This window comes from Streptomyces himastatinicus ATCC 53653, assembly GCF_000158915.1.
In the GTDB taxonomy this organism is placed as follows: domain Bacteria; phylum Actinomycetota; class Actinomycetes; order Streptomycetales; family Streptomycetaceae; genus Streptomyces; species Streptomyces himastatinicus.
Genome location: NZ_GG657754.1, coordinates 5,759,194 through 5,771,833, shown reverse-complemented (window position 1 = coordinate 5,771,833; position 12,640 = coordinate 5,759,194). Strand labels below are relative to the sequence as shown.

The window sequence follows — 12,640 nt, the reverse complement described above, 5'->3', positions numbered from 1 at the left end:
CCCTCGCGTTGTCAGCCGGCACGCGGCCGTACGGGCCCGTTTACGGCTCGGCCCCTCCCGCGTGCGCACCTCGCACCGATCGGCCCCAGGGGGCCTCACGGGCTTCGGCCCGCTGCGCCGGACTCCGTCCGGCGGGCCCGGCCCGAGGCCGGTGGCTTACGGCTCGAACTTGTAGCCCAGGCCGCGCACCGTCACCAGATAGCGCGGGGCGCCCGGGTCCGGCTCGATCTTGGCCCGCAGCCGCTTGACGTGGACGTCGAGGGTCTTCGTATCGCCCACGTAGTCCGCGCCCCACACGCGGTCGATCAGCTGCATCCGGGTCAGTACCCGGCCCGCGTTGCGCAGCAGCATCTCCAGCAGGTCGAACTCCTTCAGCGGGAGGTCCACCTTGCCGCCGCCGACCGTGACCACGTGCCGGTCCACGTCCATCCGGACCGGGCCCGCCTCCAGGGCCGCGGGGGTGACCTCCTCCGGCTCGCCTCGGCGGCGCAGGACGGCTCTGATGCGGGCCACCAGCTCACGCGACGAGAAGGGCTTGGTCACGTAGTCGTCGGCACCTATTTCCAGGCCGACGACCTTGTCGATCTCGCTGTCCTTGGCGGTGACCATGATCACCGGAACGTTGGAGCGGCCGCGCAGCTGGCGGCACACCTCCGTACCGGGCAGCCCCGGCAGCATCAGGTCGAGCAGCACCAGATCGGCGCCGTTCCGCTCGAACTCGTCGAGTCCCTCGGGCCCCGTTGCCGCGATGGCGACCTCGAACCCCTCCTTGCGGAGCATGTACGACAGCGCGTCGCTGAACGATTCCTCGTCCTCGACGACCAGAACTCGGGTCACGGAAGGACCTCCGGGGCAGAAAGTTGTTCGTTGGTGAAGGTCTCGTACGGTCGGTCGCCGTCCTCACCATCGAGGTCGGATCCGGAATCGTACGGCTCGCCCGGCCCGCCGGCCGCGCGATCCCGGTCCCCCCGCGCCGCACCGGCTTCCGGGAGCCTCAGGGTGAAGGTGGAGCCCTGTCCCTCAGCGCTCCACACCGTGACCTCCCCGCCGTGCGAGGCGGCCACATGCTTGACGATGGCGAGACCGAGGCCGGTTCCACCGGTCTGCCGCGAGCGGGCCGGGTCGACCCGGTAGAACCGCTCGAAGATCCGCTCTCGGTCCTTTTCCGAGATGCCGATGCCCTGGTCGGTGACGGCGACCTCGACCAGGTCGCCGCCCGTCGCGGGGATGCGGCGGGCCGCGATGCCGACGCGGGTGCGGGCCGGGCTGTAGTTGACCGCGTTCTCGACGAGGTTGCCGAGGGCGGCGGCCAGCTGGCCGCGGTTGCCCCACACCCGCAGATCGGCGGTGCCGCCGGTGGCCATCGTGATCTGCTTGGTGCCCGCCTGGTGGCGGCAGCGGTCGATGGCCTCGGCGACCAGTTCGTCCACCCGTACCGGCTCGGCGTCCTCCAGCGGGTCGTCGTTCTGGACCCGGGAGAGGTCGATCAGCTCCTGGACGAGGCTGGACAGCCGGGTCGCCTCGACCTGCATCCGGCCCGCGAAGCGGCTGACCGCCTCCGGGTCGTCGGACGCGTCCATGACGGCCTCGGAGAGCAGGGAGAGCGCGCCGACCGGGGTCTTCAGCTCATGGCTGACGTTCGCGACGAAGTCGCGCCGTACGGCCTCGATCCGGCGGGCCTCGGTGAGGTCCTCGACCAGCAGCAGGACCAGCCGGGAGCCGAGCGGAGCCACTCTGGCGGATACGGCGAGGGCGTCGCCCCGGCCGGTGCCGCGCCGCGGCAGGTCCAGCTCGATCTGCCGGATCTCGCCGTCCCGCCGGGTGTCGCGGGCCATCGCCAGCATCGGCTCGACGGCGAGCTTGCCGCCGCGCACCAGTCCCAGCGCGTACGCGGCCGAGCTGGCCTTGACGACGGCGTCCGCCTCGTCGAGGACGACGGCCGAGGAACGCAGTACCGAGAGCACGGTGTCCACACCGGGCGGCAGAGCGGCATCGGTATGCAGGGATGAGCGCGTAGGCTTCGCCTGTTCGCGCTCGCTCCAGCGGAACGCCAGCATGGCGATGACACCGGTGCACAACCCGGCGAGCGCCGCCACTGCGGCGATCGCCGCGTTCACGTTCATGCATCCAAGGTTATGCGGGCGGGGAGCGGCCTCCACAGCCCCGCACGGGCCCCCTCGAACAGACGTTGCCGAGAGTTCACCGGGGGGATGGCGCCGGTTCACTCCGGACGCCGCCGCGGCCGACCGCCGCACGGGGTGGCGTGGGGGACGTTGCCGAGAGTTCACCTTGACGTCCTGGGCGGTTAACCGCGGGGGGTCGCGCCGGACGCGTTCTGAGCCGAACGTGGCAGGGTGGGGCACACGAGTCCACGAAGAACCGTCAGCGAGAGTCAGTGAGAGAAGGTCAGTGATGCGCGACGCGTACCACGAGGAGCTGGATTCGATCGGGGAGGGCCTGGTCGATATGGCCCGGCTCGTCGGTTCGGCCATCGGCCGCGCCACCACATCCATCCTGGACGCGGACCTGAAGCTCGCCGAGAGCGTCATAGCCGCCGATGAGAAGGTCGACGACCTCCAGCGCGACCTGGAGAGCCGGGCGATAGCCCTGCTCGCCCGGCAACAGCCGGTCGCCACCGATCTGCGGATCGTCGTCACCAGCCTGCGCATGAGCGCCGACCTCGAACGCTCCGGTGACCTGGCGCAGCACGTCGCCAAGCTCACCCGGCTCCGCTTCCCGGACAATGCCGTGCCGCACGACCTCCACGCCACCATCCTGGAGATGGGCCAGCTCGCGCAGCGGCTGATGGCGAAGGCGGCCGAGGTCATCGTCACCAAGGACGTCGACCTCGCAGGGCAGCTGGAGCAGGACGACGACGCGATGGACCTGCTCCACCGCACCCTCTTCCAGCACCTGATGGACGACCGCTGGAAGCACGGCATCGAGACGGCCGTCGACGTGACCCTGCTGGGCCGCTACTACGAGCGGTTCGCGGACCACGCGGTGTCGGTCGCCAAGCGCGTCATCTACCTGGTCACCGGCGAGCACGCGGACGAGCTGGCCTCGTCGAGCGCCGCCCAGGAGTCCTGAGGGGCAGGGCCGCATCACGGCGGCGTGCCTCCGCGCGCCGTCGATGCGCCCCTGTGGGCGGGCCGTGAACCGGGACCATGAGCAGCAGGTGCCCCCTCCCGAGGAGACGACTCATGGCGGACATCACCCTTCCCGAACCCCAGCCCACCCACCCCATCGCCGCCTGCGGCTGCGGCTCGGGCTGTAGCTGCGGCTGCCAGTCCGGCGGCTCCTGCTCGTGCGGCGGCAACTGCGGCTGAGCTGATGCGAGGAGCGGGGCCCGGGGCCGTACGACGGCTTCGGGCCCCGTCCCGTCGCCCCCGCCGATCCTCTGCCGATCCCCTGCCGAGGTGCGGGCGGCGGCCGCTGCGGCGAATCTGGTCGTATGAACGATGAGACCCCCGCCCGGACCCGCGTGGTCGTCGAGGAACCCCTCGACGGCCGCCGCCGCGTACGGATCGACGGCGAGGACGTGGGGGTGGTGGTGAACCCGGACGAACTGCGCGGCCTCCTGACCCGCGCGGGCCTGACGGGCGAGGACACCCGCCTGATCGACTGGCAGGGCGGCGGCCCGGACGACTGGCCAGCCGCTTAGACTCACGCGGGCGGTGAAACCCCTTGCGCCGGCGGGGCTGAACCGAGTGAATGGACGTGACTCGGCAAGGTCGTCCAAAGGGGGGCGTGTGGCATCAGCAGACTCGGCGGGACAGGCATGGAACAAGCCTTCCGAGGCCTTATCCGCAGTCGGAGGCCCGCCACCGCCGACCGTTCCGCCGCAACCCCCGACCGGTCCGCCGCCCGCCGTCCCGCCGCAGCCACCGGCCGGTCCGCCGCCCGCCGCCGACCCGTACCCCGATGTGGCACCAGCGGCCTCGACGGAGCCGATCATCGGAGTCGGTCTGCGGGTCAGTAAGCGGCTGCTCTGGATCGGAGACGCCTACTACCCGCTGCGCAACCTCGCCCGGGTGTACACGCTCACCATCCGCCCCCGGCGCAAGGAAGCCGTGCTGCGCTTCGTGAAGCGGCTGCTGATCATCGGGGCGGTGACGACGGTCCTGGCCCTGCTCGCCGCCATGATCGACAGCTCCAGCCGCGGCGGCTTGGACAGCGGCGACAGCGGTGGCTCCGGCGGTCTCTTCGTCCTCGTGGTGATCGCCGCGGTCGCGGCGCTGATCTACTCCCTCGTGGAGATGCTGTCGGTGCTCGGCGCACCCGCGCACTTCGTCCTGGCCATCGAGACCTCCGGCCCGTCCACCGCCGTGGTGTCCGGCCGCCAACCGGACCAACTGCGGCAGCTGGCCCACCAGATCGCCGACGCGATCGAGAACCCGGAGGCGGAATTCACGGTGCAGGTGGACACCATCACCATCAGCCCCCAGCACTACTACTTCGGAGACAACGTCAACATGTACGGCGGCAGCGGCAACGTGGGGATGGCGAGCTGATGAGCGGGGACCAGCACTACTACTTCGGCAGCGGCGACCACGTCACCATGCACGGCGGCTCGGGCAACGTCGGCATCGACAAGCGCGTCACCCCGGTCCAGGAGCAGCCCGAGGCCGTCCAAGAGGCCCTCCGCGAGCTCCTCACCCTCCTCCAGCAACTGCGCGCCCAGGTGCCTCCGGTCAGCGCCGGCGCCCTCGACGACTCGCTCCCGGCGCTCCGCGCCGAAGCGGATGTCCAGCCGCAGGAGCGGCACCGCGCCCTGCTCGCCGTCGCGGGCATCGCCGCGACCGTCGGCGCGCTCGGCGTACCGGTCGTCGAGGCCGTCAACAAGGTCCTCGAACTCATGGGTGCGAAGTGAGCTCTCTCGAGTCCTTCTCCTGGGCGGGAGAGCCGGCCGCGGGGCGGTGAGCCTCCAGCTCCTTCGTCAGCCGCTGGATGTGGTAGTGCTGCACCCGCGCCGTGCGCTGGAGGGCCATCACCGCGGTGAGGAAGTGATCCATCTCGGCGGCCCGGGTGAGGATGTCGTCGGGCACGTGTTCGTCCCGTAGGCAGGCTTCCGCGTCCTGGCTGAGCACGGCCCGCGCCCAGCCACGGGTGATCGGCTTGAACAGGCTCGGGTGGTTGGCCACGATCCGCGCCCGGATGGCCAGGTCGTTCTCGGCGGCCTCCACGTGCAGTCCCGTGTCCTTGTTGCGCGCCCCGAACAGCGGCTCATGGATGTGGTGGGCATCGAAGCCGTGCTCGACGCAGCCGACCCAGAAGTCCCAGTCCTCTCCGGCCCGCATGCTCTCGTCGTAGCCGCCCACGGTCTGCCACGCCTCCCGGCGGTACAGCGAGCAGTAGAACATGATCAGCCGCTGGAGCATCAGTTCCCGGCTGTAGGCGGGGAGGGTCATCGCCTGCGGGGGCAGATCGTCGTCGGTGAAGGTGAACACGTCGGTGGAGGCGATCGCGATGCCGGGGTCGCCGTCCAGGACCGCGACGGTCTTCTCGAGCATCGTGGGAGCGATCACGTCGTCGGCGTCCAGCGGAAGGACGTAGCGGCCGGCGGCTTCCTCGATCCCGGTGTTACGGGCGGCCGAGACGCCGCCGTTCGCCCGCTGGACGAGCCTGATGCGCCGGTCGGGATGGCGGGCGATCAGGGACCGGGTCACCTCGACGGTGTTGTCGGTGCTGCCGTCGTCGACGACGAGGAGCTCCCAGTCCGGATAGGTCTGGGCAACGATGCTGGACACGGCCTCGGGCAGATAGCGGGCGTAGTCATGGCAGGGGATGACCACCGAGACCACAGGGGCGGGGTTGTCTGGCATGCGCGGTCTTTCGGTTCGGGACGGGAAGGGGCGTGGGAACAGGGGCGGGAATCGGGCGGGCCGGAGGCCGGTGTTCCGAGCGCCGGCCGTCCCCCCGGGGGCCACTTCCGCGGGCCCACGGCCGGGCACAGCGACGGATCCTGCGCTAGCTGCGCTCGTACGCGCGGTAGTGGCCGAGCCCGAGCCCGCGTCCGGGGTCCTGATCGGTCTCGCAGAACCACCCCCAGTCGGGGATGGTGACGTTGCCGACGTTGCAGCAGTGCCCGTAGTCGGTGATGGTCACGTTGTTCACCGGCGGGCAGCAGTGGCCGTAGTCGGTGATGGTCACGTTGTTCACCGGCGGGCAGCAGTGGCCGTAGTCGGTGATCGTGACGTTGCCTATCGGCTCGCAGGGGTGGCTGGTCCCGGACGTGAGGGTGACGTCGCCGCTCATGGGCTGCCCTGAGTGCCCGTACGCCGCCGTCCCCGTTCGCGTGTCCGGGGCGACGGCGGCGTAGGCCGCTTCCGCGGTGCTGAGCAGTCCGGCCGTGGCCAGCGCGGCAGGCAGAGCCAGTGAGGTCATGACACGGGATTTCACGGTGGCACCTTTCCTTTGGATGCGGAGGAGCTGCCCGGAATGCCGGTGATGTCGCGACGCGGGCAGTGAAGCCACCGTAAGTTTGGTCACTCAATGCGTCAAAACGATTACTCACTGTGCGTGACGGCCAGGGTGGCGGGCTCCGGTCGCGGGGCGCCGTGGTGCGGATGCACCACTTCCAGATCGGGCAGGGCCCAGCAGGCGGTCCCCATGTCCAGGGCCATCGCGGCCAGCCCCTCGGTCTCGATGAACTGGCGGTAGGGGAAGGACGGGAAGGTGAGGCCGTCGCGGTGCAGCTCCGCACGGACCAGCAACGCGGTTCCGCCGACCGAGTCGACGCGTACGAGTCCGCGTCCGCGTCCGCGCAACTCCTCGAGGTACGTCCGGCCGAAGCCCCTGGGCGGCTGGAGGATGCCGTCGCGCAGCCACCGGTCCCAGTCGAGCGTGCCCGCTCCGGGCTTGAGGACGAAGGTGTTGAGGTCGTACGTCGGCCCGCCGGGCGCGGTGGCGCAGTGCGGGACGACGATGTCCTTGCGCGCGCCGAGCAGGCGCTGGACGAGGTCCGCCGGGTAGCCCGTGACGTCGACGTCGAGCCACAGCACCCACTCCTCGTCGGCCAGGGCCCGGGCGAGGAGATGGTTGCGCACCTTGGCCAGCACCGACCGGCGCCGGCGCTGGACGCCCTGCTCCCAGCGGGGTCCGGCCAGCTGGAGGCCGAAGTCACGGTGGACGAGGGTCACCCGCCGGAACTCCGCCTCGAGGCCGGGCAGGACCTGCCGGAGCAGTTCCGGGGTCTCGTCCCTGCTGTCGCCCTCCAGCAGGCCCAGCGAGATCGCCTCGCGCGGGTAGTCCAGCGTGCGCAGTCGGTCCAGATAGCCGGGCAGGAACGCGGCCGCGTCCTTGAGGGGCGTGAGCACCAGCACCGGGGGCCGCTCGCTCGCCGGTGCCACGGCGGGCTCGGCGACCGGCCGCGGGTTCCGCTCGTCCGTGCGCGCGGCGTCTGCGGCGGTCTCGACGGTCTCGGCGTGCGCGATGTCCCCCGGCTCGAGCGGCAGCCGGGTCGCCATCGCGAGCAACTGCTCGGCGTAGGGGCCGGGTTCGGCCCACACCTGGGTCGCCACCTCGAAGTGCTCCGCGAAATGCGACTCGTCGAAGGTGTTGTTCCCGTGGCATACGTAGGTGTACAGGGCGGGCGCGTCCACCGAGACGACCCGGCAGCCGCGGACCAGCCCCTCGGCCACCGGGGTGTCCTCGCCACGGCGCTCGGCCGGATAGCGCGGAAGCCGGTCCTTCGCGCACACCATCGACCCCTCCCAGACCCGCGCGCAGGACACGGCGAGCTTGCGGCGGGCGGGCCACCACAGCCGCTCACGGGCGAGGAAGCACGCGTCGGCACCGAGCGCGAGAATCGCCGCCATCTGGGTCTCCACCCGCTCCGGGTCGTACAGGTCGTCGTCGTCCCACTGGCACACGTACGCCCCGGTGGCCCGGTCCACCGCCTCATTGCGCAGCTCCCCCAGGGTCCGTCGCTCCGGGGGGAGCCGGTGGTGGCGGATCCGCGGATCGCCCAGCTCACGGATGTGCCGCTCGAGCACGTCGTCGGTGCCGTCCTCCAGCACGACCAGCTCCAGGTTCGGATAGGTCTGAGCGGTGAAGCACCTGATCGCGCGGCGTGCCGTCGCCGAGCGGTCCTTGGTCACCATCAGGCAGGACACGGTCGGCGCCGGCGCGCCCGCGGCCCAACGGCGGCGCTGCGCCTCCAGGTTGAGCAGGCCGTCGGCGATCGGTTGCAGCTCCTGGCTCGCCCAGAACGGGAGCCGCCTGCCCGCCGAGCCCCTCGGCGCGGTCGCGGTGTCGCAGGCCCAGCTGCCCGACCAGTGGTGCACGGCGTAGGCACGGTCGTAGTCGGCCTCCTGCGGGCCGAACAGCTCCGTCGCGTACGGGCTCACCTCCGGATACAGCGCCTCCGGCCCGACCACCGTGATCGACTCCGGCTCCGGCGCGCTGTCGACCGCCCTGGTGAGGAAGAACGGCCCGGTCGTGTCGAGCGTGCCCGGCAGCTTGTGCGCGCCGACCAGCCGACGGTGCACATGGCCCCAGAGGGGGTGGCCCGGCCGCGACGCGATGAACGCGTTGCCGACGATGCGGGCGAATCCGCGCTGCCGCGCCAGCAACAAGCGGGTGTGCACCTCGGGTTCACAGCCGAGGACGAGTTCGCGCCCGTCAAGGAGGCCGGAGACCGGCTTCAGGCACTCGAAATCCAGATCCACGTAGAGACCACCGAAATGGTCGAGCAAGAAATAGCGGATCGCGTCGGCCCGCATGATCGGTTCGGGATAGCCGTCGTAGACCGGCAGGAACCACGGATAGTGGTCCTGGAGAAACGCGCGATTGTCCGCGTCCGTCCACAACCGGTATCCCCAGCCGGGGTGATGCAGCCGCCAGGACTCGGCCCACTTCTGCCATGCCGGGGGGAGGTCGGCGTCTTTCCATGTCTGATGAATCAAGGGGGGAATTGTCTTTTGTGCACCCATTAGAACAGTATGTCCGCCTGCCCGGCGGCCCGGATATCCGCCGATGCCCGCCGCCGGAGCAATCACCCGAACGGTGGGCCACCCCCGCGACGGGCCGCCGGCCACCGGCTTTCCCACGTGTCAGGGGCGGTCTCCACGAGACCGCCCCTGACCGGCCCAGGCTAGGGGCGCTGCTTCAAGCGGTCGACGATCGCCCAGTCCACCACGTGCGACAGCTGGATGTACGTCTTCTTCCCGGAACGCGAGATTCGCTCGTCGCGGAAGCCCAGGAATTCATAGGACTCCGGGTCGAAGATGAGGTACTTGCCCTTCTCGGACGCATCCTTGGGGTAGGAGATGCCCACCCCGGTGCGCCCGGCGGAGTCCTTCATCCCCGGGGTCGCCTTGACCCCGGGCACCAGGGCCAGCGCCTCGTACGCGGCGGGACGCAGTCCCTCGGGCAGCACCGGCCACTTCAGGAGCTCGCCGAGCATGAAGTAGGCGTCGTACCAGTCCCACGCGGTGAAGTCGTCGATCGACTTGTCGGACGTGCCGACGCCGATGATGCGCGGGATGAGCTTCTCCGGGTCGGTGGGCAGCTTCTTCAGCCGGCTCCACTCCCGGGGCGGCCACACGCCCTCGCCCTTCCCCAGGGGCTTCTCCCAGATCACCCGGCCGAGTTCCATGGTCAAAGATCGCTTGGAGCCGTCCACCGAGTCCCAGTTCACGTCCACGTAGGTCTTGACCGCGCCGGTCTTCCGCTCCGTCTCCTTGATGATCCGCTTCCAGTAGATGAACTGGTCGTCGCGCGGCGCCACGGGCTTCTCGTGCCTACTCGCCCGCGCTGCCGCCCCGTTCAGCACCGTCACGGCACCGACGTTGCGCATCTGCGGGGCGTTCGTGCCCGCGCGGTCGGTGCGGTCGCCCTCGTCGGCGCCGTCCGCGGCGATCAGTACCGCGGTGCCCGTAACCGCCATGGTGACCACCGCGGCTGTCGCGAGGCGCAGCGCGTGGCGGCGGCTGGGTGCGGCGTCGGGGTGCCGCTCCGTGCGCGCGATCGTGTTGAGCAGTCGGTGGCGGGCCTGTGCTCGGGCCGGTTCGGTGAGCGGGGCCGCGTCCGCGTCCCAGTCCCGCAGGAGTTCGAGTTCGTCAGTCATGGCCGGATACCTCTCGCAGTGTCGTCGGATCGGATCCGCCCAACGCTTCGCGTAGCTTGCTGCGAGCCCGGTGCAGCCGTGATCTGACCGTGCCGATGGGGACACCGAGGGCCTGGGCCACCTCCTCGTAGCCGAGACCGCCCCACGCCACCAGCAGCAGCACGTCCCGGTGCCGCGCGGGCAGTGCGGCCAGTGCCGCCGCCAGCTCGCGGCGCACGGCCTGTGCCCCTACCCGGGCCGCGGCCCGGTCGGCCAGCGGCTCCTCGTGGTCGGCGGGCGCCGGGATGCGGGCCAGGGCCTTGAACCGGCGGGCCTCGGCCCGACGGTGCCGTCCGACCAGGTTGGTCGCTATGCCGAACAGCCAGGGCCGGGCGTCGTTGCCCGTGGCCCGCGCGGGGTCGTACCGGTGCCGCTGCTGGAAAGCAGTGGTGAAGGTCTCTGCCATGAGGTCGTCGGCCGACTCGCCGCCGAGCCTACGGGCCAGATAACGGTGTACCGCATCCGCGTGCCGGTCGAAAAGCACGGCGAATGCCTCGGGCTCATCCCGGGACCGCGCAATGACCGAGGCATCGCTCTCCGCCCCCGTGCGGACGCCTGGCTCGACGGTCATCGGGGCTCCTCTCATCCTGGGGAACGCTTCGAAGGCTTGGGCTTTCATCTCTCCTTCGCCCGTCGCCCGCGGCGAGTTCCCTCGGGGCCCTGACTGCTGGAGCCGGAGCGGAACCAATCGCCCCCCGTGGCGCTGCTGATCGTCCTCGACATCCGCGTACGCCGCCGGCGTCGTCGCACCTGACGGCCCAGGGACGGGCCAGCCCAACGGGCCAGCACCACCAAAAAGCCCCCGCCCCGCGAAGAACTCGCAGGCCGGGGGCTTACTGGGGTCGGGTTACTTCTTCTTGCCCTGGTTCTTGACCGCCTCGATCGCGGCCTTCGCGGCCTCCGGGTCGAGGTAGGTGCCGCCCGGGTTGGTGGGGCGGAAGTCGGCGTCGAGCTCGTAGGCGAGCGGGATGCCGGTGGGGATGTTGAGGCCCGCGATGTCGGCGTCGGAGACGCCGTCGAGGTGCTTGACCAGGGCGCGCAGGGAGTTGCCGTGGGCGGCGACGAGGACGGTGCGGCCGCTCAGGAGGTCGGGGACGATGGCGTCGTACCAGTACGGGAGCATCCGGACGACGACGTCCTTGAGGCACTCGGTGCGGGGGCGCAGCTCCGGGGGGATGGTGGCGTAGCGCGGGTCGGCGCTCTGGGACCACTCGGCGCCGTCCTCGAGCGGGGGCGGCGGGGTGTCGTACGAGCGGCGCCACAGCATGAACTGCTCCTCGCCGAACTCGGCGAGGGTCTGGGCCTTGTCCTTGCCCTGGAGGGCGCCGTAGTGGCGCTCGTTGAGGCGCCAGCTGCGGGCGACCGGGATCCAGTGGCGGTCGGCGGCCTCGAGGGCGAGCTGCGCGGTGCGGATCGCGCGCTTCTGGACGGAGGTGTGGACCACGTCGGGGAGCAGGCCGGCGTCGCTCAGCAGCTCACCGCCGCGGACTGCCTCCTTCTCGCCCTTCTCGTTGAGGTTCACGTCCACCCAGCCGGTGAACAGGTTCTTCGCGTTCCACTCGCTCTCGCCGTGGCGGAGGAGGATCAGCTTGTACGGTGCGTCGGCCATGCGGTCGAGCCTACTGGACGGGTTCGGGGCGGTCGGTTGACGGACCTGGTCAATTGAGTGGCGGGCGAGGGGGAAGCGGTCGTAAGTTGCGGATGCCGCTAGCGCCTCTTACATGGGGGCGTATGACCGTGGGGGGTTCGCGATGTCCGTCGCCCGGTGGAGATTGGCCGCGAAGGAGAGCGTTTCGGGGTTGCCCCGGGCGTTCTGGTGGTTGTGGACGTCCACGCTGGTGAACCGGCTGGGCGGTTTCGTGGCCACCTTTCTTGCGATGTACCTGACGGTGGAGCGCGGCTACTCGGCGACGTTCGCCGGGCTGGTCGGGGCGCTGTACGGGCTGGGCGGGGTGGTGTCGGCGGTGGTCGCGGGGGTGCTCACCGACCGGCTCGGGCGGCGGCCCACGCTGCTGGTGGCGCAGGTGTCGACGGCGGTCACGGTGGCCGTGCTGGGTTTCGTAGAGGATCCGGTGGCGATCGCGGCGGTGGCCTGCCTGGTGGGCATGACGACCAACGCGTCGCGGCCCGCGGTGCAGGCGATGATGGCGGACATCGTCGCCCCCGAGGACCGGGTGCGGGCGTTCTCGCTCAACTACTGGGCCATCAACCTGGGCTTCGCGTTCTCCGCGATGGCGGCGGGGCTGATCGCCCGGCACGGTTATCTGACGCTGTTCCTGGCCGACGCGGGGATGACGCTGCTGTGCGCGCTGATCATCTTCGTCAAGCTGCCGGAATCCCGCCCGGAGGGGGAGAGCGCGGGGCGCGGGGCGGACGGAAAGGCGGTCGGGCTCGGGACGGTGCTGCGGGACCGGCGGTTCATGGCCCTGGTCGCGCTGACGTACCTGCTCGCGACGCTCTTCCAGCAGGGCTACGTGGCGCTGCCGGTGGCGATGGGCGCGGACGGGCTGTCCAGCGCGGACTTCGGGC

The 12,640-nt window shown here is 70.9% G+C and carries 14 protein-coding genes; 6 read left to right on the top strand and 8 right to left on the bottom strand.

Annotated features, from left to right (window positions below; genetic code table 11):
- Positions 1–156: 156 nt before the first annotated feature.
- Entirely contained in the window at positions 157–837 is a 681-nt protein-coding gene (phoP, locus tag SSOG_RS24465; RefSeq protein WP_009716928.1) for a two-component system response regulator PhoP, read from the bottom strand.
- Complete coding sequence (gene phoR / locus SSOG_RS24460; RefSeq protein WP_009716927.1) at positions 834–2,123, bottom strand: two-component system sensor histidine kinase PhoR; 1,290 nt, start codon at positions 2,121–2,123, stop codon at positions 834–836. Before phoR ends, phoP begins: the two co-directional genes overlap by 4 nt.
- A gap of 289 nt (positions 2,124–2,412) precedes the next feature.
- On the opposite strand from phoR, the gene phoU reads away from it, so the two are divergent.
- From phoU to SSOG_RS24440, 5 genes are all read left to right on the top strand, one after another.
- Positions 2,413–3,090: a phosphate signaling complex protein PhoU gene (gene phoU, locus SSOG_RS24455; protein ID WP_039938588.1), complete on the top strand. Its 678-nt coding sequence runs from the start codon at positions 2,413–2,415 to the stop codon at positions 3,088–3,090.
- A gap of 113 nt (positions 3,091–3,203) precedes the next feature.
- Positions 3,204–3,329, top strand: a complete 126-nt coding sequence (locus tag SSOG_RS57530) for a hypothetical protein (protein WP_267893817.1) — start codon at positions 3,204–3,206, stop codon at positions 3,327–3,329.
- A gap of 125 nt (positions 3,330–3,454) precedes the next feature.
- Positions 3,455–3,664, top strand: a complete 210-nt coding sequence (locus tag SSOG_RS24450; protein WP_009716925.1) for a hypothetical protein — start codon at positions 3,455–3,457, stop codon at positions 3,662–3,664.
- 262 nt (positions 3,665–3,926) lie between these two features.
- The gene (locus tag SSOG_RS24445; protein ID WP_009716924.1) at positions 3,927–4,514 is read left to right on the top strand and encodes a DUF6232 family protein; all 588 of its coding nucleotides are present in this window, start codon (positions 3,927–3,929) and stop codon (positions 4,512–4,514) included.
- A complete protein-coding gene (locus SSOG_RS24440) occupies positions 4,514–4,873 on the top strand; it encodes a hypothetical protein (protein ID WP_009716923.1) in 360 nt (119 codons plus the stop codon). The genes SSOG_RS24445 and SSOG_RS24440 overlap by 1 nt, the downstream gene beginning before the upstream one ends.
- Here the strand turns inward: SSOG_RS24440 and SSOG_RS24435 are convergent.
- The 6 genes from SSOG_RS24435 to SSOG_RS24410 all read right to left on the bottom strand — a co-directional run bounded on the left by SSOG_RS24435 (position 4,857) and on the right by SSOG_RS24410 (position 11,720).
- Positions 4,857–5,825 carry a glycosyltransferase family 2 protein gene (locus SSOG_RS24435; protein WP_106516452.1) on the bottom strand — a complete coding sequence of 323 codons (969 nt, stop codon included), beginning with the start codon at positions 5,823–5,825 and terminating at the stop codon, positions 4,857–4,859. The two genes, SSOG_RS24440 and SSOG_RS24435, sit on opposite strands and share 17 nt — an antisense overlap.
- 145 nt (positions 5,826–5,970) lie before the next feature.
- Positions 5,971–6,402, bottom strand: a complete 432-nt coding sequence (locus SSOG_RS24430; protein ID WP_208867374.1) for a hypothetical protein — start codon at positions 6,400–6,402, stop codon at positions 5,971–5,973.
- Between the two features lie 107 nt (positions 6,403–6,509).
- The gene (locus tag SSOG_RS24425) at positions 6,510–8,909 is read right to left on the bottom strand and encodes a glycosyltransferase (protein WP_245606368.1); all 2,400 of its coding nucleotides are present in this window, start codon (positions 8,907–8,909) and stop codon (positions 6,510–6,512) included.
- Between the two features lie 188 nt (positions 8,910–9,097).
- The gene (locus SSOG_RS24420; RefSeq protein WP_039938587.1) at positions 9,098–10,072 is read right to left on the bottom strand and encodes a CU044_5270 family protein; all 975 of its coding nucleotides are present in this window, start codon (positions 10,070–10,072) and stop codon (positions 9,098–9,100) included.
- Positions 10,065–10,682, bottom strand: coding sequence for an RNA polymerase sigma factor (locus SSOG_RS24415; protein WP_009716918.1), 618 nt, complete (start codon positions 10,680–10,682; stop codon positions 10,065–10,067). Before SSOG_RS24415 ends, SSOG_RS24420 begins: the two co-directional genes overlap by 8 nt.
- A gap of 276 nt (positions 10,683–10,958) precedes the next feature.
- Positions 10,959–11,720, bottom strand: coding sequence for a phosphoglyceromutase (locus SSOG_RS24410; protein ID WP_009716917.1), 762 nt, complete (start codon positions 11,718–11,720; stop codon positions 10,959–10,961).
- Between the two features lie 142 nt (positions 11,721–11,862).
- Here SSOG_RS24410 and SSOG_RS24405 point away from each other — a divergent pair.
- The coding region (locus SSOG_RS24405; protein WP_039938586.1) for an MFS transporter at positions 11,863–12,640 on the top strand (778 nt) is incomplete at its 3' end.